This is a genomic window from Streptomyces sp. NPDC001530 (genome assembly GCF_042894545.1).
Taxonomy (GTDB): domain Bacteria; phylum Actinomycetota; class Actinomycetes; order Streptomycetales; family Streptomycetaceae; genus Streptomyces.
This window is the reverse complement of the sequence record NZ_JBIAVS010000004.1, coordinates 110,958-137,333: the sequence shown is the minus strand read 5'-3', so window position 1 is coordinate 137,333 and position 26,376 is coordinate 110,958. Positions and strand designations below refer to the sequence as shown.

The following is a 26,376-nucleotide window of genomic DNA, read 5'->3' as shown; positions in this document are numbered from 1 at the left end:
TCGCCCCCTCCGCCCCTACCCGTCCCGTACCTGGGGCTCCGCCCCAGACCCCGTGGGGGGTTCTTCGGCTGCGGGTGGGTGGGGGCTGGGCGCGCAGTTCCCCGCGCCCCTGACGGGGCGCGGTCTTCCAGCCCGTCCGGCGTTTGAGGACGAGCGCGTTAGCGCGATACGGGGGTCTGGGGGGCGGAGGGGGCGAAAACCCTTCCTGTCTATTCGGTCCGCTCCTGCGTCTGCGTCCACAGGACCAGGTGCCAGTCCTGGTCGTTGGCGAGGGGGTCGGCGATGTGCGCGGACCTGCCGTCGACGGTCGAGGGCATGACGAAGGCGCAGGTGGCGGAGCCGTCCTCGCGGTAGTTGGCCATGTTGGCGCGGAGGATCGCGTCGGCGAGGTGGTCGGTGTGGGGCGTGCGGAGTGTGGGCGGGAGGCGTAGGAGGGTGGTGGCGGTCAGGGTGCTCCAGTAGTGGGGGAAGACGTCGCCCCACAGGCGGTGGGCGCCGAACCAGTAGCCGTCCCAGTGCCGTATGGCGATGCCGTGCAGCCGGGCGTGGGGCTGCGGGCCGCCGAACGCCAGCAGCCAGGGCAGCCGTTCCGCGACGGCGTCGTGGAAGAGCGGGTCGCCGGTCAGGGTGTGCGCGTCGATGAGGAGGTCGAGGAGGGGGGCCACGATGGACTGCTCGTAGGTGACCTCGTGGACGGGCAGTTGCCTGCCTAGTCGTACGAAATGCCGGGCGCTGTCGAGGAGTTGGCTCCGCAGTTTCTCGGCGCGGTCCATCTGGCCGGTGGCGTCCAGGCTGTCGCACACGGCCAGGGTCGTCGGGGAGAGGCCGATGGACAGGTGGGCGGCGCCGCCGAGTTCGAAGCTGCGCTCGAGGATGCGGGCGGCAAGGTCGAGGTCGCCACCCCGGCCGTCGCTCTCCCGTCCGCTGCCGCCCCGGCCGTCGCCCTCCCGTCGGCTGCCGCCCCAGCCGTCGCCCTCCCGTCGGCTGCCACCCCGGCCCTCGCGCTGCCGTCCAATACCGCCCCAGCCCTCGCGCTCCCGTCCGCTGCCACCCCGGCCCTCGCGCTCCCGTCCAATACCTTCCCAGCCGGCGCCATCCCGGCCGCCGCCATCCCGGCCAGCGCCATCCCGGTCGGCGCCATCCCTGCCGTCGCCATCCCAGCCATAGGCCCGGTACCGGTCGTGGAAGAACCGGGCCAGCCACGGGGTGTCGTACAGGCGCGGACCGGTGTGCCAGTTCTGGGAGCCGCGGCGCGGGGCGGCAGTCTCGTCGAGCAGGTGGCGGCGGGCGAACTGCGACCAACCGTCCAGCAGGGGGACGATCTCCTCCGGGTCCGCCCAGCCGCGGGCGGCGGCGGCCTGGAGCAGCAGCGGCATGGCGACGCGCTCGGAGCCGTCCGTCCAGTCGGCCCAGCCGTTGGTCGCCTGGGTCAGGCCGGTCCGGGTGTCCACCGGCACGAAGGCGTGGGCGAGCAGACCGGGCCGCTCGCGGGCCCGCTGGTACCGCGTGATGTACGCGACCCGGCGCCGTACGACCTCCTCCAGGGGGAGATGGAAGAGGACCTCGGTCCGGGCGCCGTCCGCGATGTCCAGCGTGTAGCTGCCGTGGCGGGCGGCCCGCACCAGGTACCGGCCGTCGGCTTCCCGTTCCACCCGCACGTCGCCGTCCGGGCTGCTCACCGAGGACGCCTCGACGACGATGGGCTCCCCCAGCTCGGCGGCGTACGCGGAGAACACGGCCGGCGGCCTGGTCGCGGCGGTGAAGTCCTCGACCGAGGCGTACCAGCCCAGCTCCCACGCCACGGTCGTCGACTCCCCGGGGCCCAGGTGGAGCACCGGCTGGCCGCCGAACGCCTCCGGGTTGCGGGCCCGGTCGGTGACCAGCAGGACCAGGTGACCGCGGACATTCGACTGCGAGTTCTGGTTGCGTGACTCCACCGAGTACGCCCGTAGGGCGCCCTCCCCCACGATGAGGCCCAGGCACCGGCCTTCCCCGGACATCGGCTGCGCCAGCGCCCACGCCCACGTCCCCCCGGTGAACAGGTGTGCGTGCACCGCCCGCTCAAGGGAGTGCTCGGCACCGTCGTACAGGTCGGCGAAGGGCGTCTGGATGCCCAGCCCGGTGATCGTGAGCGGCTCCGGTCCGCTGTTCACGACCGTGTACCGCTCGCGGAGCAGATCTCCGTGCACGGAGCGCCGCACCTCTATGCGGACCCCCGGAAGCGGTGTGTGCACCGCCTCGATCGCCCCGTCCGCCACGCGCAGTTCGGCGGGCGTGTGCCAGCGGGCGCCGCCCCGGTCCGTGACCATGTGCCCCGAACCCCACTGGTGCTCGACCGAATGCCACGCGGTGACGGCGGGATCGAGCAGGAACCCGCGCGCGGGGGCCCGCTCGTCCACGAACCGCACGGGCGCGCCCGTGACCGTGTCGAGCGCCGCGCACCCGGAACCGAAGGTGAGGACATCCGGAACCTGAACACCATTGGACAGCAAGGGAGTTGCTCCTGTCATCCGACGTGCGAGGTGGCGGGCACGGCGCGGGACCCGCGGGGTCAGGCGAGGGATGCCCAGCCGCTCCAATAGGTCGCGTCTGCGGACAACCGGGCGCGGTTCGCGAAGGTGCCGGTGCCGGTGCCCGCGTTGAGCCAGAGGTTGTTGGAGGTGTCGCGGGAGAGGAGGTCGTTCTTGCCGTCGCCGTTGAGGTCACCGGCGCCGATGACGTCCTTGTAGGAGCGGCCCCAGTCCTTGAAGACCAGGACGCGGTCCTTGAGGGTTCCGGTGCGGGTGCCGTTGTAGCGCCAGAGTTCGCCGGAGCCGTCGAGGGCGAGGACGTCGCCGAGGCCGTCGCCGTTGAGGTCGCCGGCGCCGATGACGCGCTTGTAGCCGGTCCAGGCCGAGCGGATCTTCACGCGGGGCAGGAAGCCGTCGGTGCCGTTGTGGGCGTAGAGGTAGAGGTTGCCGGAGGCCGCGTCGCGGGCCAGCAGGTCGGGGCGGCCGTCGCCGGTCTGGTCGCCGGCGGCGAGCAGGGTGTCGTAGGCGCTCCAGTCCCGGGACAGGCGCCGGTAGGGGGAATCGGGTGTCGGCAGGCCGCCGCAGACAGGGGTGTAGAGGCGGGTCTCGCCGCCGGGCAGTCGCACGACGATGTCGTTGCAGCGGTCACCGTCGAAGTCGCCGAAGGGCACGATCCGGGTCTCGTCCGCCCAGGGACGTATCTGGAAGGTGCGGAGCGGGTTGGCGGCGTCCTGCGTGAGCAGGTTCATCGTGTCGCCGAGGCCGGTGCCCAGAATGTCCGAGCGGCTGTGGTCGGCGTAGTCGTGCCACTTGGGCAGCGCCCGGGTGGCCGTGGTCGCGGTGAACGACGCGCGCGCGGAGCCGTCGTCGGCCGACTGCGTCCAGACCGCCACCGGGCGGCCCTTGTCATCGGTGGCCACCCGGCCCGCGCTACTGGTCCCGTTCGTCAGGGAGTTGAGGGTGCGCGGCTTCGACACGCTGCCGACCGCCACGGTCTGGGCGACGAAGTCGCGGCGGATCGTGCGGCTCGATTCGAAACGCTTCTGCGTGTACGTGACGACGACCGAGCCGCTCGCGGTCTGTGTGCTGCTGACCGAGCCGGTCTCGGCGTAGCGGGTCAAGCCCTGCGGGGTGCCCCAACTGCCCCGGGATGCCGACCACGTGACGACGGCCGGGCCGCCCGGCTGCCAGCCGACCACCGTGACGTCGCCGTTCGGTGCCGTCAGCAGCCCGGCGGGCGCGGACGAGCTCCCACCGACCCCCGTGCTCTGGGCCGGACCCCAGCCCGCCGCCCCGGCCGGTTTACGGGCGTAGGTGCCGTTGGAGAACAGGTGGAAGCCGCCCTGCGGGTGGGCGGCCAGCGTGACCTGACGGGGCTTCTCGCCCAGCTGCGGCAGATCGCCCGGCGCGCTCCAGGAGCTCGCCCCGGCGGGCTTCTCCAGGAACTTGTAGTGCCACTTGTACGCGGTCGGGTCCGGGTCGACCCCGTCGCCCGTGTAGTAGCTGTCCCCGCCCCAGATCAGCGCCAGGGCGCCGTCGGCGGCGACGGCGAGGTGCAGGTCCCGGAGCGTGTAGTCGTAGACGTTGTCGTCCCGGACGATCGGGTCCGGGAGCTGGTCGAGGGTCACCGGCGCGGACCAGGCACCCTGCGGGCCGGACCGCTCGACGACGGTCAGCCGGCGGTCCTGGTCCATCCAGGCGACGGCCTGGCGGCCCGTGGCGTTGGCCGCGATCGTGGTGACGCGCGCCGCCCGGTCGATCCCGGCGGTCGCGAACGTGCCCGTCGCGACGTCCTCGGCCGGGCCGAAGGCGGTGGCGTCGGGGGCCAGCCGGGACATCCGCAGCGTGCTGTGCGTTCCGTCCGTGGCCGTCACCCACCACAGGAGCGTGAGCGCACCGTCGTCCGTCCGGTGCAGCGTGGCGCCCGGCGCGGGCCTGCTCGACTGCCAGGTGGTGCTGCCCGCCGGCCTGACCGAGAGCACGGTCTCGCCGCCCTGCGTGAACAGTCCCACCAGGGTGCCGTTCCGGGCCGACTTGAGGTCGATCACCCCGGTGACCCCGGGCAGCTCCTTCGGCACGGCCCACGGGCCGAGCCCCACCGGGACGGCGTCGGCGGCCGTGGCCTGCGCCGGGACCGCCTGAGCGTTCGGCGCGGCGCCGGTCAGCGCGAGCACGGCGAGAAGCGCGCTCCCCAAGAGCGCGCGTGGCTGCATGGTCATGTGGAAGGCCCCCCCGGGCTTGATGCCATGAAAGTAGCCGCAGCGTATATCACCCAAGATCATGCGGATCGGAGAGAGTTCGCCCCACGGACTCACGCCGCGGGGCAGCCCGGCCCCGGACCCTCCGGTCGCTACGGAACGCCGAGTTCGAAGAGGACGTACCCCGCGTACGAGCCCGATGCCACCGCCGTGATGGTCAGCAGCGTGAGCAGGGTGGGCAGGCGGAGGCTCCGCATGCGGACGGCGAGCGGGATGAAGAGGGGGAAGGCGGGGAGCAGGTAGCGGGAGACGTTGCCGAATATCTGTTGGCTGCCCAGGACCAGGGCGAGGGTGAGAAGGGTGTAGACGGTCAGGACGACCGGCGGGCGCAGACGGAGCAGGAGGGGGATCAGGAGCAGGGCCAGCAGGACCACGGCTATGGCGATGACGTCTTCGAAGGGGAACGCGAAGAGGTAGGTGAAGTGGCCGACCGCGACGGAGGTGAAGACGTCGAGGGTGTGGTCGCCGTAGTCGAAGCTGTGGGCCCAGGCGCCGTTCTGGAGGGTGAAGTAGCCGCCGAGGTCGCCCATCCGGTTGCCGACCCAGAGCAAGTAGCCGACCAGGCCCAGCGGGGCGATCAGTATCGCGGTCAACGGGCGTGCCACGCCGTCCTGGCGGCGGTGGAGTGCGAGCAGTGCGGCGAGCGTGAGGGCGGCGATCAGCGCCACGGCGGTGGGGCGGTTGAGGCCCGCCATGAAAGTGAGGATCCCCGCGGTGAGCCAGCGATGGCTCATCACGGCGTGGCAGGCCCAGACGGCGAGGGCGACGTAGAGGGACTCCGAGTAGGCCGACCATTCCATGCCGGAGCCGGGCCAGACCGCCCACAGTCCGGCCGCGGCCAGCCCGGCCCGCCGGCCGCCGAACCGGGCGGTGACGGCGTAGATGCCGAGGGCTGCCACGAACGACGCGACGACCGAGACCAGCATGCCGGAGCCGTACAGGCCGAGGCCCGTGCATTCGGAGACCAGCCGCATCGCCGCCGGGTAGAGCGGGAAGAACGCCGCCGAGTTGCCCTCGAGGGTGATCAGCCCCTTGGCCCCGGGGACCGGGACGAGCGCGGGGTGGTAGCCGTGTGCGGCGATCTGCTGGTACCACCAGCCGTCCCAGCTGGCCAGTACGTCCCAGGCGTGGGCGCCGCCGCCGAAGCGCGGGTGCTTTCTGCGGTAGTCCCCGGCGGAGTGCAGCAGGTACATGAAGACGGAGAAGCCGATGAGCTTCACGCCCCCGTACAGCGCCAGTACGGGCCCGTAGCGCCGGGCCGCGTCGCGCAGCCGCCGCTCGCGAGCGACAGCGGGTGCGAGGGACGGGGGGAAGCCGGTACTGGGGCGGGCCTGCAGCGACACGTCGTTCATGAGGCCGTGGCTCCCGTCCCGCCACGACGGGCGCGGCGCGCGGGGAACACCCAGGCCCTCAAGAGCAGGAAGCGCAGGAGTGTCGCGGCCAGGTTGGCGGCGACGAGCACCACGACCTCGGTGGTGCGCGCGGCCCCGGGTGTCATGTGGTGCAGGACGGCCAGCGACCCGCTGGTGAGTGCCAGGCCCACCGCGAAGACCAGCAGACCCTTGGCCTGGTGGCGTATCGCGCCGCCGCGGCCGCGCAGCCCGAAGGTGAGCCGCCGGTTCGCGGCCGTGTTGGCTATGGCGCAGGCCAGCAGCGCCAGCGCGTTGGCGGCCTGCGGTCCCGCCGCCGGGCGCAATGCCGCGTACAGCAGCACGTATCCGACGGTGCTCACCGCTCCTACGGCGCCGAAGCGCAGCAGTTGTCCGGCCAGGCCGCCCCGCGACGCGCTGTCGGCGGCGCTCCGGCGCAACCCCGTCATCGGGAGCGTGCCGCGGGCCAGTGCCCGGCCGATCCTGGCGATGCCGCGCAGGTCGGCCAGCGCCGTGGACAGGATGTCGACCCGGCTGTCCGGGTCGTCCACCCAGTCGACCGGCACCTCGTGGATGCGCAAGCCCGCCCGCTCGGCTATCACCAGCAGTTCGGTGTCGAAGAACCAGCCCGAGTCCTTCACCAGGGGCAGCAGCCGCTCGGCGACATCGCGCCGCACCGCCTTGAAACCGCACTGCGCGTCGGAGAAGCCCACGGCGAGGGTGGAGCGCAACAGGGCGTTGTAGCAGCGGGAGATGACTTCTCGCTTGGGGCCGCGCACCACCCGGGAACCGCGGGCCAGCCGCGTACCGATGGCGATGTCGGAGTGCCCGGAGATCAGCGGGGCGACCAGCGGCAGCAGCGCCGTCAGATCGGTGGACAGGTCCACGTCCAGATACGCGAGCACCGGGGCCGGCGAACGCGACCACGCGGCGTGCAGCGCCCGCCCCCGCCCCTTCTCGGCCAGCCGCAGCCACTGCGCCTCGGGCAGCTCGGCGGCCAGCCGGGCCGCGATCCGCGGGGTCGCGTCGGTGCTGGCGTTGTCCGCGACGGTGATCCGGAACGGGTACGGGAAGGTCTCGCGCAGATGCGCGTGGAGCCGCCGCACGCTCGGCTCCAGATCCGCCTCCTCGTTGAACACCGGGACGACCACGTCCAGGACGGGCTCCCGGTGGTGCGCCGACACCGGCGTACGGAGCGGCAGTTGGTCCATCCCGTAGTCCATCGAGTCGTCCACCGAGGAGAGGGGGTCCGTCACGGCAGTCAGGCCGTCATTTGTCACGTTGCGTCCATGTTTGTGTGCTGTCGCAGGGCATGCCGACGTCACCCGCGGCAATGGTGCGATCAGGAGTCGGGGTTTACGGGTCGGCGAGCGACGACGACTCGACGGTCGAGGGCGTGATCGACGGTGTGGGCGGTGCGCTCGGCGTCGTCCCCGAGTCTTCCGAGGGCGGCGGCGAGGTGGTCACGGTGTCGCGCGGGTCGGAGGAGACCGTGGCCGAACTCCCGGTCGTGGTCGGTGTCGTGGGCGGAGCGGTGGTGGTCCCTTCGGTGTTCCCGACGGTGATCGAGGGGGTCGCGGTGGAGGTCTCGCTCGGGGGCGCGTCCGGCGTCGACGTCGGCGTCGGCCTCGTCTTCGGGTACGACGGGCTCGTCGCCGGCCGCGGAAGGGGAGCCTGCGGCCGGTCCTCGGCGGGGTGGTGGGGCAGCAGGAAGAAGCCGACGCCGAGTCCGGCGACCGCCAGGACGGAGCCGACGGCCTTCTGTGCCGCGCGGGCCCGGCGGCGGGCCCGTACGCCGGACCGGAGACGATTCTGGTGCTTCGGCTCGAAGGGGGTGTGTTCCTGGGCGTCGCGCATCATCCGCGCCAACTCCCGCTCGAAGTGATCCATGACTCCCCTTCACCCCACCGGCTCGATGACATCGGCCAGGATCTGACGCAGCCGCGCCACGCCACGTGACGCATGGGATCGAGCGGTGCCCACCGGGCATCCCAGCGCCTCCGCGACCTGCTTCTCGGGCAGGTCCTGGTAGTAGCGCAGCACCACCGCGGCCCGCTGCCGCGCCGGCAACTGGGCCAGCGCGGCCTCCAGCCGCGAGCGCTCCACCACGGCCGCGGACACGTCGCCCACCTGCGGCAGATCGGGCAGCTCCTCGACCGGGCGCTCGCCCCACCAGCGGCGGCGGGCCGAGCGTGCCGCCGCGCGCGCCAGGACCTTGCGTACGTACGCCTCCGGGGCCTCCTCGGCGATCTTGGGCCAGACGAACCAGAGTTTGACCAGGGCCTCCTGGAGCAGGTCCTCGGCCCGGTGCCGATCACCTCCGGCGAGCAGCCGCGCAAGGTGGAACAACGCCGACCAACGGGCTGCCACGAACCCGTCGAACCCATCGGCTCGAGCCTGCTCCATCCGCACCGTCCCCGTTCTCGCCGGCTTCCTGCACCGGCTCCCTACACAAGGGGAAAGACACTGGAGCCCGCTCCGCGATGCACTCTTCACCTGTGATCCGGGTCACGTACGAGCCTCGCTGCCGCGCAGGCTGTCGGAGGAGGCGGCCGGGTCCCGTTTCAGCGGTAGTCGGGGTTCGGTGCGTCGAGGCGGCAGCCGGCGTCCCATTCGGAGCGCTGGTTGCCGTAGGCGGGGAAGCCCTTCGCGCGCTTCAGCAGGGCCGCCAGGTGCATCAGGTTCCAGGTCATGAAGCTGGTGTTGCGGTTGGTGAAGTCGTTCTCCGGGCCGCCCGAACCGGGGTCCAGATACGACGGGCCCGGTCCCGCCGGGCCGATCCAGCCCGCGTCGGCCTGCGGCGGGATGGTGTATCCGAGGTGCTGGAGGCTGTAGAGGATGTTCATCGCGCAGTGCTTCACACCGTCCTCGTTGCCGGTGATCAGACAGCCGCCGACGCGCCCGTAATAGGCGTACTGGCCCGCGGAGTTGAGGAGCCCCGAGCAGCCGTAGAGCCGCTCGATGACCTTCTTGGTGACCGAGCTGTTGTCGCCGAGCCAGATCGGTCCGGCCAGCACCAGGATGTCGGCGGCCATCACCTGCTCGTACAGCGGGGGCCAGGCGTCCGTGGCGAAGCCGTGCTCGGTCATGTCCGGGTAGACGCCGGGCGCGAGGTCGTGGTCGACGGCGCGGACCACGTCCGTGACGACCCCCCGCGAGTCCATGATCGCCCGGCTCTTGTCGACCAGGCCCTGGGTGTGACTCTGCTCCGGCGACGGCTTGAGCGTGCAGTTGATGAACAGGGCGCGCAGGTCGTCGAAGCGGTACGTGTCGTCGGAGGCGGGGGCGGAGGCAGAGGCCGTGCCGGCGCTGGTGGGTGGTGGTGTGGCCGCCATGGTGGGCTCCCTCGAAGCTGCGGCGGGGCGGGGAGATCGGGACGAAACCGCGGAAGCTTATCGAGAATCTTGGACGAATAGGGTCAATACGGTCGCCATATACGCCTGTTGCCCTAAGCGGGACGCTCCTGGCGGGGCTGAAGAGGTCTTACGGACCGGTGACGTGACCGGCGCCGTGCCGCTGTGCGGCGTGTCCGCGGTCCTAGCGTGGGGCGCATGCGAGTACTGGTCACCGGCGGAGCCGGGTTCATCGGGTCCCATGTCGTCGAGGCGCTGACCGCGCGGGGTCACGAGCCGGTCGTGTTCGACCTGCGCGACGGCCAGGACGTACGGGATGCCTGGGCGGTCGCGGCCGCCCTGCCGGGGGTGGACGCCGTGTGTCATCAGGCGGCGATGGTGGGGCTGGGGACCGGGTTCGGCGACGCGGTCGAGTACGTGTCACGCAACGACCTCGGTACGGCCGTGCTGCTCACCGCCATGGCCGACGCGGGGGTACGGCGGCTCGTGCTCGCCGGGTCGATGGTGGTGTACGGGGAGGGGCGGTACGCGTGCCGGCGGCACGGGGTGGTGCGGCCGGGGCCCCGGGCCGTCGCCGACCTGGACGCGGGGCGCTTCGAACCCCGGTGCCCGCAGTGCGGTGAGGAACTGACACCCGGGCTGGTGGGCGAGGACGCCCCGGTCGATCCCCGGAACGTGTACGCGACGACCAAACTGGCCCAGGAGCATCTGGCGGCCGCTTGGGCCCGGTCGACGGGCGGCAGCGCCGTGTCGCTGCGCTATCACAACGTGTACGGGCCCGGGATGCCCCGCGACACCCCGTACGCCGGCGTCGCCTCCTTCTTCCGGTCCGCGCTCGCCCGGGGCGAGGCCCCACGTGTCTACGAGGACGGCGGGCAGCGACGGGACTTCGTGCACGTACGGGATGTGGCGGCGGCCAACGTGGCGGCCCTGGAGGCGGGTTCACCGGGCGGTACGCTCACGGCCTACAACACCGGCAGCGGGGAGCCGCACACCGTGGGCGAGATGGCCCGGGCCCTGGCCTCCGCGTACGGCGGGCCCGCGCCCGTGGTGACCGGCGAGTACCGACTCGGGGACGTACGCCACATCACGGCCGACTCCTCCCGCCTGCGGGCCGAGCTGGACTGGAAGCCCGAGGTCGACTTCACAGAGGGAATGCGGGAGTTCGCGGGGGCGCGGCTGCGGGGGCAATAGCGACCGGGGGCATTTAGGGGCGCGGGGAACTGCGCGACAAGCCCCCACCCACCCGCAGCAGAAGAACCACCCACGGGGTCTGGGGCGGAGCCCCAGATACGGGACGGGCAGGGGCGGAGGGGGCGAAGAAACTCGGCCGCGGCAGGGGCGTGGCGCTAGGCCTTGGCCATCGGGAGGGTGACCTCGAAGCGGCAGCCGCCGGGGACGTTGTGGACGGCGGCCTGCCCCTGGTGGGCCTCCACGATGCCCCGGACGATCGCGAGCCCCAGCCCCGCCCCGGCGGGAGGCGTACGCGCATGCGTGCCGCGCCATCCAGTGTCGAAGACACGCGGGAGATCCTCCTCGGGGATGCCGCCGCAGCTGTCGGTGACGGACAGAACGACCCCCTCGGACGAGCGTTCCGCCGCCACCGCGACCGTACCGTCGGGAGGCGTACGACGGATCGCGTTGACGAGCAGATTGCCCAGCACACGGCTCATCTCCTTCCCGTCGACCTCCACGGGGACCGGCTCGATCCGGTCCCCGACCAGCCGTACCCCGTACTCGCGGGCCAGCGGATCCGCCCCCGCGAGGGCGTCGCCCACCAGGTCGTACACGGAGATCCGGGAGGGCGAGAGGGCGAGCGTCCCGGCGTGTATGCGGGAGAGCTCGAAGAGGTCGCCGACCATGTCGTTGAGGCGCTCGACCTCCGTGCGGATCTGGCGGAGGTAGCGGTCGGGGTCCGCGGCGACGCCGTCCTCCAGGGCTTCGGACATCGCGCGCAGCCCGGCGAGCGGGGTGCGCAGGTCGTGCGAGATCCACGCGACGAGTTCGCGGCGCGAGGTCTCCAGGGCACGTTCGCGGTCGCGGGACTCGGCGAGCTTCGCGCTGGTGGCCTCCAACTCCCGGCTCAGCGCGGTGAGTTCGGCGGTCGCCGGACCGTCGGGGGCCGCGAAGTCGCCGCCGTCGCCGAAGGAGCGGGCGGCCAGGGTGAGGGCGCGGCTGCGGGCGACGACCCAACGGCCGAGCAGCAGCGCGGTGGCCAGCGAGACGACGGCCGCCATCGCGACGACCGTGGTGACGACGGTCAGGTCGTGCGAGGACAGGAACATCGCCCACGCCACGGCCAGCGTCCCGGCGAGCATCGCGGTGACGGCCACGGCGGCGACGACGGCGAGCGACGCGGTCAGCGAGCGCCGCCGGATCAGCCACAGCGCACCCGCGCCGAGCAGCCCGGCCGCGGCGGCGCCGAGGAAGGCGAACAGGGCGATGAGCAGCATGTCGTGCACGGTCAGACCGCCTCCTCGCCGGGCGTGGCGTCGAAGCGGTAGCCGACGCCCCACACCGTCTGGATCAGGCGTGGCCTGGCCGGGTCGTCCTCGATCTTGCCCCGTAGCCGGCGTACGTGGACCGTCACCGTCGACAGGTCCCCGAAGTCCCAGCCCCAGACCTCGCGCATCAGGTCCTCGCGGCTGTAGGCGCGGCCGGGGTGGCGGAGGAAGAAGGCGAGGAGGTCGAACTCGCGGATGGTGAGGGCGAGTTCGGCGGCGCCCTTGGTGGCGCGGCGGGCGACCGGGTCGACGGTGAGACCGGCCGTGTGCAGGGGGTGCGCGGAGGCGGCGGGCCGGGTCCGGCGCAGGACGGACTCCACGCGCAGGACCAGTTCCCTCGGGCTGAACGGCTTCGTGACGTAGTCGTCCGCCCCCACCTCCAAGCCCAGGATCCGGTCGTCCTCGTCACCGCGGGCGGTGAGCATGATGACTGGCACGGAACCGCGCCCGCGCATCCGCCGGCACACCTCCAGACCGTCCATCCCGGGCAGCATCAGGTCCAGGACCACCAGGTCGGGCCAGTGCGCGGCGGCACGGGCGAGCGCGGCGGGTCCGTCCGCGGCGCGGTCCACGACGTATCCCGCGCGGTCGAGGTAGCCGGAGACGACCTCGGCGACGGTGGGGTCGTCGTCCACGACGAGGACGCGCGTCGTGTCCCCGTACCCGCTCGGGGCGGGGCCGGCACCTGGGGATTCGTACGGCTGCTGCATGCGTCCAGCCTCCCACCGGCCGCACGCCCGTGCCGCGCGCCCGCCTCGACGTCCGTGATTCGTAAGGAGTCCCCACGACCGTGATGTGCGAGGAGTCTCGACGTCCGTGACGCGCAGGGAGTCCCGGCGTCCGTGACGCGTAAGGAGTCCCGGCGTCCGTCATGCGCAGCGCGTCCCGGCGTCCGTCATGCGCAGGGCGTTTCGACGTCCGTGTTTCGTAAGGACCTGAAGTCCGATATTTACCTTTCGCGTTCGTAGGGTGAAAGCCGTGACTGCCCATCGCGCCCATCCCGCAACGGACCCGGAAGTCGACGTGGTCCTCCCCTGTCTGAACGAGGCCGAGGCCCTCCCCTGGGTGCTCGCCCGCATCCCGCCCGGCTGGCGCGCGCTCGTCGTGGACAACGGTTCCACGGACGGCTCGGCGGAGCTGGCCCGCGGTCTCGGCGCGACCGTCGTGCGCGAGGCGCGCCGCGGGTTCGGTGCCGCCTGCCACGCAGGACTGACCGCCGCCACCGCGGACATCGTGTGCTTCTGCGACTGCGACGCCTCGCTCGACCCGGCCCTGCTCGTGCCCTTCGTCCGCGAGGTGCGCGACGGCGAGGCCGACCTCGTGCTCGGGCGGCGCCGACCGCAGGGCCGCAGCGCCTGGCCCGCGCACGCCCGGGCGGGAAATCTCGCCCTGACGCGGATGCTCCGGCGGCGTACCGGGCTGCGCCTGCACGACCTCGGCCCGCTGCGGGCCGCCCGCCGCGAGCCGCTGCTGGAGCTCGGCCTCACCGACCGCCGCAGCGGCTACCCGCTCCAGATGGTCGTCCGCGCGGCCGACGCCGGCTGGCGCGTCACCGAGCACGACGTCCCGTACCTGCCGCGCACCGGCGCCTCCAAGGTCACCGGCACCTGGCGCGGGACCTGGCAGGCGGTACGGGACATGCGCCGCGTTCTCGCGGAACCGCCGGCGCGCGTGAAGGCGCCCGCCCCCTCTCAGGGAGGAACCACCCAGTGACGACGCTCCTCGTCATCGCCAAGGAACCGCGACCCGGCCGGGTCAAGACCCGGCTCACGCCGCCGTTCACGCCCCGGGAAGCGGCGCTGCTCGCCGAGGCGGCCCTCGTGGACACCCTCCGTACGGTGGCGGCGACGCCCGCGCGGCGCCGGGTGCTGGTGCTCGACGGAGAGCCCGGCCCCTGGCTGCCGCCCGGCTTCGACGTCGTACGACAGTGCCCGGGAGGTCTCGACGAGCGGCTGGCCGCGGCCTTCGCGGGCTGCGACGGACCCGCGCTGCTCATCGGCATGGACACGCCCCAGGTGACGCCCGAACTGCTCACCGTGGACTTCGCCGACTGCGACGCGTACTTCGGTCCGGCCGAGGACGGCGGATTCTGGGCGCTGGGGCTGGCCGTGCCCGACCCTGAGCTGCTGCGGGGGGTGCCGATGTCGACGCCCACGACGGGGGTCGTGCAGCGGGAGCGGTTGGTCGGGGCGGGGTTGCGGGTGCGGGATCTGCCGCGGTTGCGGGACGTCGACACCGCGGCCGACGCGGAGGTCGTCGCCGCGGGGGCGCCCGGGGGGCGGTTCGCGGCGGAGCTGGTGCGGGTGCGGGCGGTGAGCGGGCGATGAGTACGGCACCCGGCGTCGGGGCTGAGCTCGGGGAGGGTGAGCTTGCCGGCGCGCTCAGGGTGCCTCCCCCAAGCTCTTCGAGCAGGGGGTACCCCCAGCGCCCACCCTCCCCCAAGTTCTCGACTTCGCTCGAACAGGGGGGACCCCCATCGCCCCTAGCGGCACGCCTGCCCGCAGCTGGGATGGCAACACGTGTCCCAGCACCCTGGTCCGCCGATCCGTACTCCGATGCGATCCGTACCGGGCAAGGTCCCCTCTATCTTCGACGGCCCGACGGATGGCTGCTTCCGCTCGATGTCGAGCGGTGGTGTGCGCGGGCCGACGCGGCCGATCTGGAGGCGCTGCGGCGTTGTGAGGGGGCGGTGCTCGATGTGGGGTGTGGGCCGGGGCGGCTGGTTGCCGAGCTCGTAGCTCTGGGGCGGCCCGCGCTCGGGATCGACGTCAGTGAGGTGGCCGTCGCGCACACCGTGCGGCTCGGTGGGCAGGCGCTGCACCGGTCGGTCTTCGAACCGCTCCCCGGGGAGGGCCGCTGGGACACCGCGCTGCTCATCGACGGGAACGTCGGCATCGGGGGCGATCCGGCCGCCCTGCTGCGACGGCTGTCCCAAGTCATCGCGCCCGGCGGGCTGTTGATCGTCGAGACCGTCCCGGACGTGGACGTCGACGAACGTGTCAACGTGCGTGTCGTCCGCGTCACGGACGTCACCGGCGCCCACGGTGGCGCCGGGGACGCCGGCCCGGCCTTCCCCTGGGCCCGCGTCGGCACCCCGGCCCTGCTCCGGCACGCCGCGCGCGCGGGCTGGCGCCCGGACGGTCAGTGGACGGCCGGCGGCCGCTCCTTCGTCGCCCTGCGCAACCGCGGCGACCGACCGGGCCGTCGCGACCGCCACAACCGCAGCACGAGCAGCAGCGCCGAGCCCCCGAACAGCACCGCCGTGATCAGCAGCCAGCGGGCCAGGAAGTCGTCGCCGGAGAGGCCGGTGGCGGACCGGTAGTGGTCTGCCACCTGCCCGCTGATCAGCGGAAACCACACCAGCAACAGAAGAGCGGAGAGCGCCGCCGGGACCCGGACGTAGAGCGTCCACTCCCGGCGGCCCACCGCGCCCAGCGCCCCCGTGACGGCCCGGTCCGCGCCCGCGTACAACGGCACCAGCACCAGGTCGTGCAGCACGGCCGCGCCCACGAACCACAGCGCCACCGCGAACCAGTCGTCCGCGAGGAGCTGTACGCCCGCGTACGCGGCGAGCGCGAACGAGCAGGCGAGCAGCAGGATGTGGAGGGGGCTGCCGAGGGCGGGCTTCCCGAATGGTCCGAACGGTCGTCGCATCACAGGTCTCCGAACGTCATCCGGGCCACCCACTTGGTGTTGAGCACGCCGGGCGCCGCGGGGACGATGATGCGCGCCGGGTAGCCGTGGTCGGGGGTCAGTTCCTCGCCGTTGACGAACAGGGCGAGCAGGGAGCGCGGATCGCGCACCTGGTTGTCGCGCAGGGCGGCCCGCCGGAACGCGCCGCGCCGCTGGAGCGACTCCACCAGCACGTCGGGCGCCGCGCCCGCCTCGTACCCGACGAGCGCCGCCAGGTCCCGCAGCCGTACGCCCCGCCACCACTGGTCGGAGGTCGACCAGCCCTCCACGCAGGCGATGGGCAACGCCGAGCTGTACAGGGGGAGTTGGAGGAGATCGGCCCGACTCAGACGGACCGTACGGCCGGGTCCCTCGACGACCAGCCGCCACGCCTCCTCGCTCGTCTCGCTCGCGCTGATCCCGCGCGAGGCGGCGGTCTTGTTGATCTGGAAGCCGGCGGGTCCGGAGCCCGGTTCGGGGCCGCCGTGCGGGGTGAGCACGGCCGTCTCCCGCAGGGGGCCGTCGAAGCTGCGGCCCGCCGTGGTGACGAGCAGGAGCAGGGAGCCGCCGCCGACGAAGGCCAGGGCGCCGCGCCGCGAGACGGTGGGCGGGGCGGGGTCCGGCGCCGCCAACTCCCCTTCCTCGTCGTGCAGATGGCGCTCGTCCTGCAGATGACGCTCGTCCCTCAGATGGCGCAGATTGCGTACCGCCGTCGGCATCTTCAGCACCGCGTGCGCCACGAACGCGGCGAAGAACACCCAGGCACCGTAGAAGTGCAGCGGATAGAAGGAGCCGGGGAAGATGTAGTCGAGCTGGACGTTGAGCACGCCCGTGGTGAACTCGAAGAGGGCACCGCCGACCAGCAGGAGCAGCGAGATCCGCTCCAGCGCGTGAGCGAGGGACCGCGCGGGCGGCAGCGCGAACAGCTTCGGCACGACCGACCACAGCTTCGCCAGCAGGACGGGGATCAGCACGATGCCGAGCGTGACGTGGACGCCCTGCGTCAGCCGGTACAGCCAGGGTGGGTCGGTCGGCCAGGAGAAGAGATAGAAGCCGAGCAGACCCTTGTCCGGGGTCATGTCGTTCACCCGGGACAGGTTCGGGTTGTAGGCGGCGTACGACACGAGACCCGTCACGAACAGCACCGTGATCCCGCCGAGCAGGACGACGCCCAGCACGGAGGTGAACCAAGTGCCGCGCAGCGGGCTGCGCCAGAACGCGGGGGAGGAGGGAGACCGGGGCATGCTCCGACCGTAGGCCGGGAACACCCCCCGAACGGGTCCGCAAACCATGACGAAACTCTGACGTCCACCCCTGCGGCGGCCCCGCCGGGCGGCCACCGGCCTAGCGTGCCGGTGTGAACCGCGATCTTCCCCGCGACCGTCCCCGCGATCTCCTCCGCGACCGTCCCCGTGATCTCCCCCGCGAACGTCCCGGCGATCTCCTCCGCGACCTGTCCGCCGTCCTCGCCGCGGCGCTGCTCGTCACGGCGGCCGTCGTGATCGGCACCTCCATCGAGCACCGCGACGGCACGCTGCACGTCAGCTGGCCACCGCTGTACGCGCACTGGGAACCGCATGTCGGTCCCGGCACCTGGGCCGCGGTCGTGGTGGCCGTCGCCGTCGTCGCCTACGGGCCGTCGCTCGCCGCCCGGCTGCCCTGGCGCGCGCTGCTGCTCGCCTCCTGGGGCACCGCGATGGCCTGGACGTACTCCCTCGCGCTGGTCGACGGCTGGCAGCGCGGGATCGCCCGGCGGCTGACGACCGCGTACGAGTATCTGCAGGTCATCGACCCCGTCAACCGCTTCCACGACATCCCCGCCGCCCTGCGGGACTTCACCCACCACATCCTGATCCACTCCCCCGGCCACTGGCCCGCGCATGTCGCCGGGCATCCCCCCGCGGCCACCCTCACCTTCGTCCTCCTCGACCGGATCGGGCTGGGCGGCGGGGCCTGGGCGGGCGTCTGGTGCATCACCGTCGGGGCGACGGCGGCGGCCGCGGTCCTCGTCACCGTGCGGGTGCTGGCCGGGGAGGCGCTCGCCCGCCGCGCCGCCCCGTTCCTCGTCCTCGCCCCGGCCGCCGTGTGGATGGGCGCCTCCGCGGACGGGTACTTCACGGCGGTCGCCGCCTGGGCCGTCGCGTTCCTCGCCCTCGCGGTCACCGGACACCGGCCGCGGGCGAGCGGCCTGGCCTCCGGGCTTCTCTTCGGCCTCACCGCGTATCTCTCGTACGGGCTGACGCTGTTCGCGGTGATCGCCTGCGCGGTGCTGCTGCTCGGCTCCCGACGGCTGCGCCCCCTCCCGTACGTCGTCGCCGGACTCGCCGTCGTGCCGCTGGTGTTCACGGCGCTCGGCTTCAACTGGTGGGAGGCGTACCGCCTGCTGGTCACCCGCTACTACGAAGGGGCGGGCGGCATCCGGCCGTACGGCTACTGGGTGTGGGCGAACCTCGCGTGTACGGCACTGATCGTGGGCCCGGCGACGGTGGCAGGCCTGCGGCGCGCGGGCGCGGCCCCCGTACGCAAGAGCGTCCACGGCTGCGTGGGCGACCGTCTCCGCACCCCGGCGAGCGAGAGCGCGCCCGACCGCCTCCGGACCCCGGCGGGCCAGGGCGTGGGCGACCGGCTCCGTACCCTCGCGGCCGAACCCCGCCTGGCCCTGCTGGTGTTCGCCGCGCTGCTCGCCCTCCTCGTCGCCGATCTCTCCGGCATGAGCAAGGCGGAGACGGAGCGGATCTGGCTGCCGTTCGCGATGTGGCTGCTCGCGGCGGGGGCGTTCCTGCCCCGGCCGCGCGTCTGGCTCGCCGCGCAGGCCGGCCTCGCGCTGGTCATCAACCATCTGCTGTTCACCGGCTGGTGACCAGGGTCTTCGCCCCCTCCGCCCCTACCCGTCCCGTATCTGGGGGCTGCGCCCCCAGACCCCCCTAAAAGATTGCGCAGTTCCCCGCGCCCCTGAAGGGGCGCGGGGAACTGCGCGACAAGCCCCCACCCACCCGCAGCCGACAGGCTGGTACGGGACGGGTAGGGGCGGAGGGGGCGAAAAAACCCATCCCGTCCGGTCGCGGCGGCGTCAGCGCTTGAGGGACTCGGCGTCCCCCATGACGATCACCGGATGCTGGTCGGGATCGAGCGTGCGCAGCAGTTCCTTCATGTGCCCCTGCGCCAGGCTCACGCAGCCGTGTGTGGGCCCGCCGTGGTCGACGTGCAACCAGATGCCGCCCCCCTTTCCCGCGCCGAGGGGACGGGTCCAGTCGAGGGGGGAGGTACCGGGCTCGTGGTTGTAGTTGATCGCGACGACGTAGTCGAAGGAGCCCGCAAGCGGCTCGCCCTCGAAGCCCGTGCCGCCGACGGCGAAGCCCCGCGACCGGTCGTACGGCAGCTCGGTGCCGGGGTCGGCCAGCAGCCCGCCGGCATCGGTGAGGCCGAACACACCGATGGGCGAGCGGAGATCGCCGGCGTGGTGGTCGTCCGTCCAGCCCCTGAGGGCATTGTGGGCCGACCAGGTGGCACCCGGCAGCCAGCCCGCGCTCGTCCGCCGGTACAGCACCACCCGCGCGGTCGGGGAGTCCTTGCCCCGGCCGGTGACCAGGACGACCTGCCGTGCGTTCTCCGGGATCTCGGCGAGCGTCGCGGGCCCCAGGCCCGGCAGCCGCGCGGGGACGGAGGCAGCGGACGTGGCGGACGCCTCCGTGTCCGCGGAGCGCAGGCGGGGCATGGCGGCCTGCGTCGTCCCGGGAGCGCCGGAGGCACCGGGGGCACCGGGGGCCGATTCCGCGGCCCTCGTACCCCCACCGCATCCGACGAGCGTCACCGACACGACCAGGGCTGCGGCCCATATCCCCACAGGGACCGGGCGACTGGTGGATGAACCCATGATCGTCAGCCTGGAGGAGACATGTGAGGAACTGGTCAGGGTGCGGAATCCGGGCCGCGCCTCCCCTGACAGCCGAATGCCCTCGCGCCGACGACAGCGCCGATCCGCGACGAAAGGCACAGGTCAGCGCCGTATCGGGGAAGGGCGGGGACGGAGACCGGGCAGGCTGACCGGTTGCGGCGGGGTGCGGTGGTTCTCACGGTGGGCCCCAGAGAGCTACCACCGAAAGGACTTCGCATGCGTGCCCTTGTATCCCGACCCCGCGGACTCCTCCTGCCGCCCATGGTCTGCGCCGCGCTGATCTGCGGTCCGGTCGGGACGGCCGCCGCGGCCGTCGACGTACCCCGGGAGACGTCGGTCGGCGCCGACACGGAATGGCCCTTCACCGAGTCGGACGGGCTTCTGGACCAGCTCGGCATACTGGACGGCGCGGACCTGGAAGACGCGCTCGCCCCGCTGCTGGACGTCCTGTCCGACCTCGCCGGGGAGGACCTCGATCACCTCGACGCGGCCGGGGCGGTCGCGTACGCGACGGCCTTGGAGACGGCGAACGCCTCCGCCCAGCGGCAGCTGAAGGACCGGGCGCCCGCCGTGTCCGGAGGCACGAACAGGGCCGGCGTCCCGCTCGCCGATCCGGTCTCGGATCTGGGGGACCAGCTCCAGTCGACGGTCGACGATCTCGTGAAGGCCCTGACGGGAGCACTGGGCTCGGTGACGGGCCTGCTGTCGCCGGTGCTCGACGTGGTCACGGGGCTGCTCGGCGGCGCCCAGTCGGCGGTTCCGTCCCTGCCCACCATGGAAGGCCCGGCCGCCGCGTCGGCGTAGTGAGCCGAGGGCGGGGCTCCCGCGCGGGAGTCCCGCCGCGCCGCGCCGTGTCAGCAGGCCGAGCAGGTGGGCCATGCGCAGGGTGACGTCCCAGCGGGCGGCCCATCGGCTCCGGCGCGGGGCGGGTGCGGTGCGAGGGTGTCGGGTGCGGGCAGTCCGATCCGGTGGACGGCGAAGGCCGTGAGGAGTTCGGGCAGGTAGCCGGGATCGCCCGAGCCGTCAGTCGTGGGCGGCGGCCTTCTTGATCGCCTCGCGGATCCGGGAGTAGGTGCCGCAGCGGCAGACGTTCTCGATGCGGTCGATGTCGGCGTCCGTCGGACTGGACGTCTTCTTGAGGAGGGCCGCCGCCGCCATGATCTGTCCGGGCTGGCAGAAGCCGCACTGGGCGACGTCGCAGTCGAGCCAGGCCTGTTGGACCGGGTGGAGCGTGTCGCCGTCGGCCAGGCCCTCGATGGTGGTGACCTTGCGGTCGGCGCAGTCCGCGACCGGGACGACGCAGGGCTGGACCTCCGCGCCGTCGAGGTGGCTGGTGCAGGCCCGGCAGACGCCGACGCCGCAGCCGTACTTGGGTCCGGTGACGTCCAGCAGGTCGCGCAGGACCCACAGCAGCGGCATGTCGGCCGGTGCCTCGACGGTGACCGGCTTCCCGTTGAGGACGAAGGAGTAGGAGGGCATCGGTACCTTCTCGGACAGGGATCGGGGGCGCGGACTCTGATCAGAAGTTGAGCGGGAAGCGGCGGGGCCTGGTGCCGGTCGCGCGGGCGTAGGCGTTGGCGACGGCACCCGCCGCGGCCGGGACGCCGAGTTCGCCGGCTCCGCCGGGGTCTTGTCGGGAGGGCATGATGTGCGCCTCGAAGTGCAGCGGGGCGTGCCGCTGGCGGGCGTAGTGGAAGTCGGCGAAGCTGCCCTCGCGAACCGCGCCCCGGTCGATGTGCAGGCCGGCCCGCAGCACGGTGGAGATGCCGTCGACGGCGGTCCCCATGAGCTGGGCCTCGAGTCCGCGCGGGTTGACGGCCGTTCCGACGTCGGCCGCCATCACCACCTTGGTCACCCGGGGGTTCTTCGCGTCGGTGGCGTCGATCTCGACCAAACAGGCCACGCAGGAGCCGTACTCCTCGTGGACGGCGACGCCCTGGGCGTGGCCCTCCGGCATGGTCCGGCCCCAGTTCCCGGCGCTCGCGACCTTGTCGAGGACGGCCTTGGTGCGCTTGCTCCTGAGGGTCGTACGCCGGAACGCGACCGGGTCCTTGCCCAGGCTCCCCGCGACCTCGTCGACGACGATCTCCTCCGCGGTCCGCATCGTCCCGGAGTCCACCGAACGCCAGGCGCCGAGCGGCATCGCCAGGTCCACCCCGCCCGAATCCCCGGACACGCGCCCGAAGTTGTACGGGCCGCTGTCGCTGGGCAGCGGGCCCCCCGCGGCAGCGCGCTCCCGGAGGGAAACGGGGCCGGTCACACCGCCCTGGGCGGCCGGGCCCTCCTTCTCGTACGACTCGTTCACCGAGGCCATCATGTGGGTGAAGGCCACCACCCTGCCGCCCGCGTGGCTGGCGCGGATCCGGTGGTGGCTGGCCGGGCGCATCCTGCCGTGCCGGGTGTCGTCGCCGCGGCTCCACATCAGCTTGACCGGCCGGTGTGCCGCCTTGGAGATCTGGGCCGCCTCGATCGCGGCGTCGAAGTTCAGCCGCCGTCCGAACGAGCCGCCGCCCCGCGTGACATGGACGCGGACCTTGGACGCCGGCAGCCCGACCAGCGAGGCGATGGTGTCGCGGGCGTCCATCGGCGTCTGGGAGGAGAACCAGATCTCGGCGCTGTGGGCGCGAACGTCCGCGACCGCGGTCAGCACCTCCATCGGGGCGTGGCTGACGAAGGCGAACTCGAACTCGCCCGTCACCTGCCGCGTTCCGAGCAGCGGGGTCCCGAGCGACGGGACGGCGGCCCGCAGCCGGGACCGGATGGCCGTGTCGGACAGGGCCGCGAGCGGGCCCGGTGCCCAGGTGATCCGCAGCGCGTCCCTGGCCTTGAAGGCGTGGTGGAAGGAGTCCGCCACCACGGCGACACCACCGGCGATCCTGACCACCGCGTGGACACCCGGCAGGGCGCGGGCCGCCCGGTCGTCGACCGAGACGACCTTCCCGCCGAGCGTCGGCGGCCGCGCCACCACGGTCGGCTTCGCTCCGGCCACCTTCACGTCCCCGGCGTACTTCGCCCTGCCGGTGACGATGTCCCGCGCGTCGATCCGGGTCGTCGGCCGCCCGATCACCCGGTGTTCGGATGCCGGCTTGGGCCTGGTCGACACGGCGGGGTGCTGGATCCGGGCGGCGCTCTCGGTCAGCGACCCGAAGGTGGCCGTACGCCCGTCGGGGGCGATCACCATCGTGTCCCGGGTACGCAGCTTCCGCGCCGGCAGATGCCAGCGCCGCGCGGCCGCGGTCACCAGTTTGGCGCGCGCGGTGGCCGCCAGCTCGCGGGCGGGACCGTACAGCGACATGACCGAACTCGAGCCGCCGGTGTACTGGTTCCCCTTTTTCCGGGCCTCGGCGAGCGGGATGTGGACGTCGACGAGCCGGGCGTCCAGCTCCTCGGCGATCATCATGGCGACCGCGGTCGTGATGCCCTGGCCGACCTCGACGCGGGGCAGCCGGACGACCACCTTGTTGGCCGCGGTGACCTCCAGGACCAGCATCTCCTCGTCGGTGCCGGTCACCAGGACGTCGGACGGGGTGCGGGCGTCCGCCGCGGTGGGCTCGACGCCCTCCGCCGAGGAGCCGTCGCAGCCGAGCGGGGCGGCGACGGTCAGGGTGGACGCCGCCAGCGTGTAGACCATGAACCTGCGGCGGGACAACTGACGGGCCAACAGACTGTCCTCTCCGAGTACCCGGTTCGTTCGACTGTTATCTAGGAGGGGCCAGTCCTCTCCGGGGTTGCGTGGCCGGGAAGGTGATTTGAACGGGCGTGCCGCGCCGTGAAGTTGATGTGAACGCGCGCGCCGCGCCGGGACATTGATGTGAACGCGCGCGCCGCCTCCCGCGTCCCAGTATCGACCGACTCGGTGGGGAGAAGCGTATGAGCAGGCGAAGCAAGGTCAGGGGCGCCGCGGGCGCCGTCACGGCGGGCGCCCTCGCGCTCGTGGCACTTCAGGGATCCAGCGCCGACGCGGGAGACGAGAAGCCCTCGGCCGCTCACCCGAAGGTGTGCATCGGGACGCGGCCGGTGAAGAGCCTCCCCGGCCCGGGGCCCGAGCCCTCGCTGTACCGGGTGATGGACTACGTGGAGCGGACGGCCAAGGCGCACTACCCCACCGTCTTCACCGGCCTGTCGGTCGACGACGCCGAGCAGGCCACGGACGTGTACCGCATCCCCTCCAAGGCGTTCGACGCGGACATCTGCGGCCACGCCGAGAAGGGCGTGACGATACGGCTGCACGACACGGACGTCGCCAAACCCGAACTCGACGCCGTGGTCGACCACATCAGCGCGGACATGGACCGCTGGGACGGCACCTTCGAGCTGCGCGAGGTCGGCGAGGACAGTACGGGATTCGTGATCGTCGGCGTCGACGACCCCGCGAAGGCCGAACCCGTCATCAAGAAGGCCTACGGCGAGTTCGGCAGGAAGCACATCAAGGTGCAACACGTGGAACAGGCGTCGGCCGACTGAAGAGTGTCGTCAGTCGGTGGGCCCCACCGGACCACGTGTCACTCGGTGCGGAAGCCGGCCTTCACCTGGTCGAAGACCGGGCGGTACGCGTCCCATTTCGCCTCCGGCGCCGAGAGGTAGATGTCGTACTCCTTGGCGCCCTCCTGCCCGAAGCCGAGGTCGATGGCGCGGAACGCCCGTACCCGCCCCTTGAAGGTGAACTCCCAGATCGCCGCGGCCTTCCCCTGGAACGTGGTCCGCTCCATCCGGATCTTCCGGTACGTGGCGTAGTTGAGCTTGGTGTTCGCCTCGATGTTCTTGAAGTGCGACACGGGGTTCGGGCCCGCGGGGTCCACCGTGCCGATGGTGAGTTCCACCAGGCCGGACGGGTCGGTGTATTTGACCTGCTCGGAGGTCGGTTTGCCGCGCTTCCAGCCGTCCGGGACGGGATAGGAGGCGCCCAGCGTCTTGTCCTCGACCAGGTGGAACCCCTTGGGGACGGGCGAGGGCGTGGGTGTGGGCGTCGACTCCGCCGCGGTGCCGTGCGTACGCGTGCCGTTGTCGCGGTGCGATGCCACGTACAGCACGCCCGCGACGGCCGCGGCCGCCACGGTCACGGCGACCGCGCCGAGGACGAGCGGACGACGTGAGCGGCGCCCCGGCTCCGTCGGCAGCGACCGCGTCGGCGCGGGCTGCGGCTTGGACTTGGACTTGGAACTGGGGTTGGACTTGGGGCTGGGGCTGGCGTTGGGATTCGGCCGCGACAACGGCCGGGTGTGCAGCTGGGTCGGAGCCTCCGACGCCACGACCCGCAGCGCTCGCTCCGCCTCGTCCATCGACGGGCGCTCCGCCGGGTCCTTGGCCAGCAGCGCTTCGATGACGGGTTCGAGGGACCCGGCGTGCTTCATGGGCGCGAGCGGGTCGACGACGATGGCGTACGCCGTCTCGACCGCCGTGTCCTTACGGAACGGGGGCCGGCCCTCGACGGACTGGTACAGGGTCGCGCCCAGCGCCCAGAGGTCGGCGGCGGGGCCGGAGTTGCGGCCCTTCATCCGCTCGGGCGCGATGTAGTCGATCGACCCGACGATTTCGCCGGTCTTCGTCAGCGTGGAGGTCCCGCTCGTCATCGCTATACCGAAGTCGGTGAGGACGACACGGCCGTCGGCGCCCAGCAGTACGTTGCCGGGCTTGACGTCGCGGTGCATCACCCCCGCCGCGTGCGCGGCGCGCAGAGCGGCGATCATGCCGAGGCCGACCCGGGCGGCCTCGGCGGGCGGCAGGACCTCGCCGCCCTTGAGCAGCGCGTCGAGGGGCGTCGAGGGGACGTACTCCATGACGATGCAGGGCAGCCCCTGGTCGTCGACGACGTCGTGGACGACGACCACGTTGGGGTGGGCGCTGCGGGCCTCGCGGCGGGTGCGTTCGTAGAGGGTGGCGAGCTCGTCGTCGGTGAGGTGCGGCTGGACGTGCAGCCGTTTCAGGGCGACTTGGCGGCTCAGGACCTCATCCTCGGCGCGCCACACGGTGCCCATGCCACCGCGGCCGATCCGGTCCATCAACCGGTAACGCCCGGCGATCAGCCGCCCCTCGTCCGACACTGCGCGCCCCTCGCCGACGTTCCTGGTGTTCCTACACGCATCGACACCATAGTCGGCGCGGGTTTCCGGGACTGTGGCGCAGGCCATGTACGGGGTTGACCCGCAAGAGAGCCGTCCTCGGCGCGGGCCGGACCAGGAACCGTCCCGGTCGAGTCGTCGCGTTATCGTCACGCCTATGCAGTCCTACACAATCGGCCAGGCCGCGCGGCTCCTCGGCGTGAGCCCCGACACCGCCCGGCGGTGGGCGGACGCCGGGCGGGTGGCCACGCATCGGGACGAGGGTGGGCGGCGGCTCATCGATGGGCGGGACCTCGCCGCGTTCTCGGTCGAGCTGGCGAGGACGGGGGGTGAGGAGGGCGGCGGCTCCTACACCTCCGTCCGCAACGCGTTCCCCGGCATCGTCACCGCCGTCAAGCTCGGCGATGTCGCGGCCCAGGTGGAAATCCAGGCGGGACCGCACCGCCTGGTCTCCCTGCTCACGCGTGAGGCCGTCGAGGAACTGGGCCTGGAGGTCGGCATGGAAGCCACGGCCCGCGTGAAGTCGACGAACGTCCACATCGACCGCACCTGAGCCGACGCCCCGGACCAGAACCCGGTCGCGTTGGCCCCCACGACAGCCCGTGGCAACCACGACCGCCGTGGTCACCAGGCGTTTTTTCGCCCCCTCCGCCCCTGCCCGTCCCGTCCCGGGGGGGGGGGGGGGGGGGGGGGGGGGGGGGGGGGGGGGGGGGGGGGGGGGGGGGCGGGGGGGGGGGGGGGCGGCGGGGCGCGCG

At 72.7% G+C, this 26,376-nt stretch carries 22 protein-coding genes and 1 pseudogene; 8 read left to right on the top strand and 15 right to left on the bottom strand.

Annotation, left to right across the window (positions count from 1 at the left end; genetic code table 11):
- Positions 1–209: 209 nt before the first annotated feature.
- The 7 genes from ACFY0T_RS08590 to ACFY0T_RS08560 all read right to left on the bottom strand — a co-directional run bounded on the left by ACFY0T_RS08590 (position 210) and on the right by ACFY0T_RS08560 (position 9,473).
- Positions 210–2,492: a hypothetical protein gene (locus tag ACFY0T_RS08590; protein ID WP_388866064.1), complete on the bottom strand. Its 2,283-nt coding sequence runs from the start codon at positions 2,490–2,492 to the stop codon at positions 210–212.
- A 59-nt stretch (positions 2,493–2,551) separates the two neighbouring features.
- The gene (locus ACFY0T_RS08585) at positions 2,552–4,729 is read right to left on the bottom strand and encodes an FG-GAP repeat domain-containing protein (RefSeq protein WP_388866062.1); all 2,178 of its coding nucleotides are present in this window, start codon (positions 4,727–4,729) and stop codon (positions 2,552–2,554) included.
- A 131-nt stretch (positions 4,730–4,860) separates the two neighbouring features.
- Positions 4,861–6,120 carry a hypothetical protein gene (locus ACFY0T_RS08580; protein WP_388866059.1) on the bottom strand — a complete coding sequence of 420 codons (1,260 nt, stop codon included), beginning with the start codon at positions 6,118–6,120 and terminating at the stop codon, positions 4,861–4,863.
- Complete coding sequence (locus ACFY0T_RS08575) at positions 6,117–7,349, bottom strand: glycosyltransferase (protein WP_388867019.1); 1,233 nt, start codon at positions 7,347–7,349, stop codon at positions 6,117–6,119. The genes ACFY0T_RS08580 and ACFY0T_RS08575 overlap by 4 nt, the downstream gene beginning before the upstream one ends.
- 145 nt (positions 7,350–7,494) lie before the next feature.
- Positions 7,495–8,028: a hypothetical protein gene (locus tag ACFY0T_RS08570; protein WP_388866056.1), complete on the bottom strand. Its 534-nt coding sequence runs from the start codon at positions 8,026–8,028 to the stop codon at positions 7,495–7,497.
- Positions 8,029–8,037: 9 nt separating this feature from the next.
- Complete coding sequence (locus ACFY0T_RS08565) at positions 8,038–8,544, bottom strand: SigE family RNA polymerase sigma factor (RefSeq protein WP_388866053.1); 507 nt, start codon at positions 8,542–8,544, stop codon at positions 8,038–8,040.
- 158 nt (positions 8,545–8,702) lie between these two features.
- Positions 8,703–9,473, bottom strand: a complete 771-nt coding sequence (locus ACFY0T_RS08560; protein ID WP_388866050.1) for a flavodoxin family protein — start codon at positions 9,471–9,473, stop codon at positions 8,703–8,705.
- Positions 9,474–9,689: 216 nt separating this feature from the next.
- Here ACFY0T_RS08560 and ACFY0T_RS08555 point away from each other — a divergent pair, with 216 nt between their 5' ends.
- On the top strand, positions 9,690–10,685 hold the full coding sequence (locus ACFY0T_RS08555) for an NAD-dependent epimerase/dehydratase family protein (protein WP_388866048.1): 996 nt from the start codon (positions 9,690–9,692) through the stop codon (positions 10,683–10,685).
- 155 nt (positions 10,686–10,840) lie between these two features.
- Here the strand turns inward: ACFY0T_RS08555 and ACFY0T_RS08550 are convergent, their stop codons facing one another.
- Complete coding sequence (locus ACFY0T_RS08550) at positions 10,841–11,953, bottom strand: sensor histidine kinase (protein WP_388866045.1); 1,113 nt, start codon at positions 11,951–11,953, stop codon at positions 10,841–10,843.
- 2 nt (positions 11,954–11,955) lie between these two features.
- Positions 11,956–12,705, bottom strand: coding sequence for a response regulator (locus tag ACFY0T_RS08545; RefSeq protein WP_388866043.1), 750 nt, complete (start codon positions 12,703–12,705; stop codon positions 11,956–11,958).
- A gap of 268 nt (positions 12,706–12,973) precedes the next feature.
- Here ACFY0T_RS08545 and ACFY0T_RS08540 point away from each other — a divergent pair, with 268 nt between their 5' ends.
- From ACFY0T_RS08540 to ACFY0T_RS08530, 3 genes and pseudogenes are all read left to right on the top strand, one after another.
- On the top strand, positions 12,974–13,708 hold the full coding sequence (locus ACFY0T_RS08540) for a glycosyltransferase family 2 protein (RefSeq protein ID WP_388866040.1): 735 nt from the start codon (positions 12,974–12,976) through the stop codon (positions 13,706–13,708).
- Positions 13,705–14,322, top strand: coding sequence for a DUF2064 domain-containing protein (locus ACFY0T_RS08535; protein ID WP_388866037.1), 618 nt, complete (start codon positions 13,705–13,707; stop codon positions 14,320–14,322). The genes ACFY0T_RS08540 and ACFY0T_RS08535 overlap by 4 nt, the downstream gene beginning before the upstream one ends.
- Positions 14,319–14,933: pseudogene (locus tag ACFY0T_RS08530) on the top strand (class I SAM-dependent methyltransferase); the annotation flags it as partial. The gene ACFY0T_RS08535 and the pseudogene ACFY0T_RS08530, both read left to right, overlap by 4 nt.
- 203 nt (positions 14,934–15,136) lie before the next feature.
- Here the strand turns inward: ACFY0T_RS08530 and ACFY0T_RS08525 are convergent.
- Positions 15,137–15,649, bottom strand: a complete 513-nt coding sequence (locus tag ACFY0T_RS08525) for a hypothetical protein (protein ID WP_388866034.1) — start codon at positions 15,647–15,649, stop codon at positions 15,137–15,139.
- Positions 15,649–16,911, bottom strand: coding sequence for a molybdopterin-dependent oxidoreductase (locus ACFY0T_RS08520; RefSeq protein WP_388866031.1), 1,263 nt, complete (start codon positions 16,909–16,911; stop codon positions 15,649–15,651). The genes ACFY0T_RS08525 and ACFY0T_RS08520 overlap by 1 nt, the downstream gene beginning before the upstream one ends.
- Before the next feature lie 113 nt (positions 16,912–17,024).
- On the opposite strand from ACFY0T_RS08520, the gene ACFY0T_RS08515 reads away from it, so the two are divergent.
- Positions 17,025–18,527: a hypothetical protein gene (locus tag ACFY0T_RS08515; RefSeq protein WP_388866028.1), complete on the top strand. Its 1,503-nt coding sequence runs from the start codon at positions 17,025–17,027 to the stop codon at positions 18,525–18,527.
- A 210-nt stretch (positions 18,528–18,737) separates the two neighbouring features.
- Here ACFY0T_RS08515 and ACFY0T_RS08510 read toward each other — a convergent pair whose 3' ends face one another.
- Positions 18,738–19,541, bottom strand: a complete 804-nt coding sequence (locus ACFY0T_RS08510; protein ID WP_388866025.1) for a L,D-transpeptidase family protein — start codon at positions 19,539–19,541, stop codon at positions 18,738–18,740.
- A gap of 237 nt (positions 19,542–19,778) precedes the next feature.
- Here ACFY0T_RS08510 and ACFY0T_RS08505 point away from each other — a divergent pair, with 237 nt between their 5' ends.
- Positions 19,779–20,366 (top strand): hypothetical protein, encoded by a 588-nt coding sequence (locus tag ACFY0T_RS08505; RefSeq protein WP_388866022.1) that lies wholly within the window; start codon positions 19,779–19,781, stop codon positions 20,364–20,366.
- Positions 20,367–20,585: 219 nt separating this feature from the next.
- On the opposite strand, the gene ACFY0T_RS08500 is transcribed toward ACFY0T_RS08505, so the two are convergent.
- Together ACFY0T_RS08500 and ACFY0T_RS08495 are read right to left on the bottom strand one after the other, a co-directional pair.
- Positions 20,586–21,041, bottom strand: coding sequence for a (2Fe-2S)-binding protein (locus ACFY0T_RS08500; protein ID WP_388866019.1), 456 nt, complete (start codon positions 21,039–21,041; stop codon positions 20,586–20,588).
- 40 nt (positions 21,042–21,081) lie between these two features.
- Entirely contained in the window at positions 21,082–23,193 is a 2,112-nt protein-coding gene (locus tag ACFY0T_RS08495; RefSeq protein WP_388867016.1) for a molybdopterin cofactor-binding domain-containing protein, read from the bottom strand.
- A 239-nt stretch (positions 23,194–23,432) separates the two neighbouring features.
- On the opposite strand from ACFY0T_RS08495, the gene ACFY0T_RS08490 reads away from it, so the two are divergent.
- Positions 23,433–24,026, top strand: a complete 594-nt coding sequence (locus ACFY0T_RS08490; RefSeq protein ID WP_388866016.1) for a hypothetical protein — start codon at positions 23,433–23,435, stop codon at positions 24,024–24,026.
- A gap of 38 nt (positions 24,027–24,064) precedes the next feature.
- Here ACFY0T_RS08490 and ACFY0T_RS08485 read toward each other — a convergent pair whose 3' ends face one another.
- Entirely contained in the window at positions 24,065–25,603 is a 1,539-nt protein-coding gene (locus ACFY0T_RS08485) for a serine/threonine-protein kinase (RefSeq protein WP_388866015.1), read from the bottom strand.
- A gap of 175 nt (positions 25,604–25,778) precedes the next feature.
- Between ACFY0T_RS08485 and ACFY0T_RS08480 the strand changes: the two genes are divergently transcribed.
- On the top strand, positions 25,779–26,174 hold the full coding sequence (locus tag ACFY0T_RS08480; RefSeq protein WP_388866012.1) for a molybdopterin-binding protein: 396 nt from the start codon (positions 25,779–25,781) through the stop codon (positions 26,172–26,174).
- The last annotated feature ends 202 nt before the right edge of the window (positions 26,175–26,376 follow it).

Excerpts from the sequence above, each read along its gene's own strand:
- ACFY0T_RS08585 (WP_388866062.1), bottom strand. The coding sequence starts at position 4,729 with ATGACCATGCAGCCACGCGCGCTCTTGGGGAGCGCGCTTCTCGCCGTG.
- ACFY0T_RS08580 (WP_388866059.1), bottom strand. The coding sequence starts at position 6,120 with ATGAACGACGTGTCGCTGCAGGCCCGCCCCAGTACCGGCTTCCCCCCG.
- ACFY0T_RS08575 (WP_388867019.1), bottom strand. The coding sequence starts at position 7,349 with ATGGACCAACTGCCGCTCCGTACGCCGGTGTCGGCGCACCACCGGGAG.
- ACFY0T_RS08570 (WP_388866056.1), bottom strand. The coding sequence starts at position 8,028 with ATGGATCACTTCGAGCGGGAGTTGGCGCGGATGATGCGCGACGCCCAG.
- ACFY0T_RS08565 (WP_388866053.1), bottom strand. The coding sequence starts at position 8,544 with ATGGAGCAGGCTCGAGCCGATGGGTTCGACGGGTTCGTGGCAGCCCGT.
- ACFY0T_RS08560 (WP_388866050.1), bottom strand. The coding sequence starts at position 9,473 with ATGGCGGCCACACCACCACCCACCAGCGCCGGCACGGCCTCTGCCTCC.
- ACFY0T_RS08555 (WP_388866048.1), top strand. The coding sequence starts at position 9,690 with ATGCGAGTACTGGTCACCGGCGGAGCCGGGTTCATCGGGTCCCATGTC.
- ACFY0T_RS08545 (WP_388866043.1), bottom strand. The coding sequence starts at position 12,705 with ATGCAGCAGCCGTACGAATCCCCAGGTGCCGGCCCCGCCCCGAGCGGG.
- ACFY0T_RS08525 (WP_388866034.1), bottom strand. The coding sequence starts at position 15,649 with ATGCGACGACCGTTCGGACCATTCGGGAAGCCCGCCCTCGGCAGCCCC.
- ACFY0T_RS08520 (WP_388866031.1), bottom strand. The coding sequence starts at position 16,911 with ATGCCCCGGTCTCCCTCCTCCCCCGCGTTCTGGCGCAGCCCGCTGCGC.
- ACFY0T_RS08510 (WP_388866025.1), bottom strand. The coding sequence starts at position 19,541 with ATGGGTTCATCCACCAGTCGCCCGGTCCCTGTGGGGATATGGGCCGCA.
- ACFY0T_RS08505 (WP_388866022.1), top strand. The coding sequence starts at position 19,779 with ATGCGTGCCCTTGTATCCCGACCCCGCGGACTCCTCCTGCCGCCCATG.
- ACFY0T_RS08500 (WP_388866019.1), bottom strand. The coding sequence starts at position 21,041 with ATGCCCTCCTACTCCTTCGTCCTCAACGGGAAGCCGGTCACCGTCGAG.
- ACFY0T_RS08495 (WP_388867016.1), bottom strand. The coding sequence starts at position 23,193 with ATGGTCTACACGCTGGCGGCGTCCACCCTGACCGTCGCCGCCCCGCTC.
- ACFY0T_RS08490 (WP_388866016.1), top strand. The coding sequence starts at position 23,433 with ATGAGCAGGCGAAGCAAGGTCAGGGGCGCCGCGGGCGCCGTCACGGCG.
- ACFY0T_RS08480 (WP_388866012.1), top strand. The coding sequence starts at position 25,779 with ATGCAGTCCTACACAATCGGCCAGGCCGCGCGGCTCCTCGGCGTGAGC.